The 1,380-nt window shown below is 41.0% G+C and carries 1 protein-coding gene; it reads left to right on the forward strand.

Translation table 11 applies throughout. The features are described 5' to 3' along the window. The first annotated feature begins 218 nt into the window (after positions 1 to 218). Entirely contained in the window at positions 219 to 1,352 is a 1,134-nt protein-coding gene (locus GR929_RS21725) for a transposase (RefSeq protein ID WP_201301094.1), read from the forward strand. Positions 1,353 to 1,380: the final 28 nt, after the last annotated feature.

Below are 1,380 nucleotides of genomic sequence, written 5' to 3' on the forward strand. Positions count from 1 at the left end.
CAATACTTCGGTTAAAACTTAGTTATTTATCTGATTGTCAGCAAAATAACCATTATTTATTAGTTTAAAACCGCAGGAATCTGTATCTTTAAAGTATTAATTACCAGTTAATTACTTTAATTATGTCCACCCCTGCGATTTATGATTTATATTCAAAAATTGTTCTTGACGCTTTATCTGTTTCCAAAATAAAGCTCAATAAATGCAGACGAGATTTTATGATTGAGATTTTCATGCTATACCTAAGTATTCCTTCACGAATTAACTTCCTCCAGTTAGGGCGTTACAGCCTTTTTGGAGAACAACGCTTCCGTCGCCAGTTCGAGCAGGGGTTTGACTTCTTTGGCTTTAATAAAGCCTTGGCAATGCCATGGATTGGCAATCGCAATGCTGTAGCCTTCGACCCCAGCTTCATCCATAAATCAGGTAAGCAAACCCCCGGGATCGGATACTTTTGGTCGGGGTGCGCCGGAAGGGCACTGCGGGGAATCGAAATCCTCGGGCTTTCTGTAATTGATGCAGACACCAGGTTAAGTTTCCATTTGGAAGCAGTCCAAACGCCTCCGACAGCGTGCCTGCAGGATAATGAACTCTCCTTAACTGACTGGTATGCGGCTGTAATCAAAAAACATTTGGAACAGATCAGTTCTATTACCCAATATGTGGTTGCAGATGCTTATTTCTCCAAGAGAAACTTTGTCGATAAGATTCTGGAATGTTCCCTTCATCTGGTAAGCAAACTCCGCGAAGACGCAGACCTGTCGTACCTTTCAATACAGCCCAAAACCGGCAAAAGAGGTCGGCCAGCAAAATATGGGGGAAAGGTTGATGTTACCAACTTAAATCCCGAACACTTCACCCCGGTTGAAAACAACAAAGGAATAACGGCATACTCTGCCATTGTGTATTCCAAAGCTCTTGGTAGAAACATTTTATTGGTTGTCGAAGAATTCCTGATAAAAGGAAAAACAATCTACCGTCTTTTGTTTTCAACCGATACCATGCAAGCCCCCATTGATGTGATCGACATTTATCACACCCGCTTCCAAATAGAATTTGGATTCCGCGATGCAAAGCAATTTTCAGGACTCGAAAACTCGCAGGCAAGAAGTGGAAATAAGCTTTACTTTCATTTCAATACCGCCTTGACCACGGTGAATATTGCCAAGGTCATGCAATTAAGCAATCCCGATACTCGGGAAAACTCATTTTCAATGGCAACATACAAAGTGCTATTTCACAACAGCTTAATGTTGTCCCGATTTTTCAGGCTGTTCGCCATTAACCCGAACTCAATCAAAAATCATCAGCATGTCAAAGAACTATTGAATTTCGGCACAATGGCCGCTTGATTATTTATATTTTTTGAACAAACTATTG

The organism is Sunxiuqinia indica, assembly GCF_009847015.1.
GTDB classification, from domain to species: domain Bacteria; phylum Bacteroidota; class Bacteroidia; order Bacteroidales; family Prolixibacteraceae; genus Sunxiuqinia; species Sunxiuqinia indica.

Excerpts from the sequence above, each read along its gene's own strand:
- GR929_RS21725 (WP_201301094.1), top strand. The coding sequence starts at position 219 with ATGATTGAGATTTTCATGCTATACCTAAGTATTCCTTCACGAATTAAC.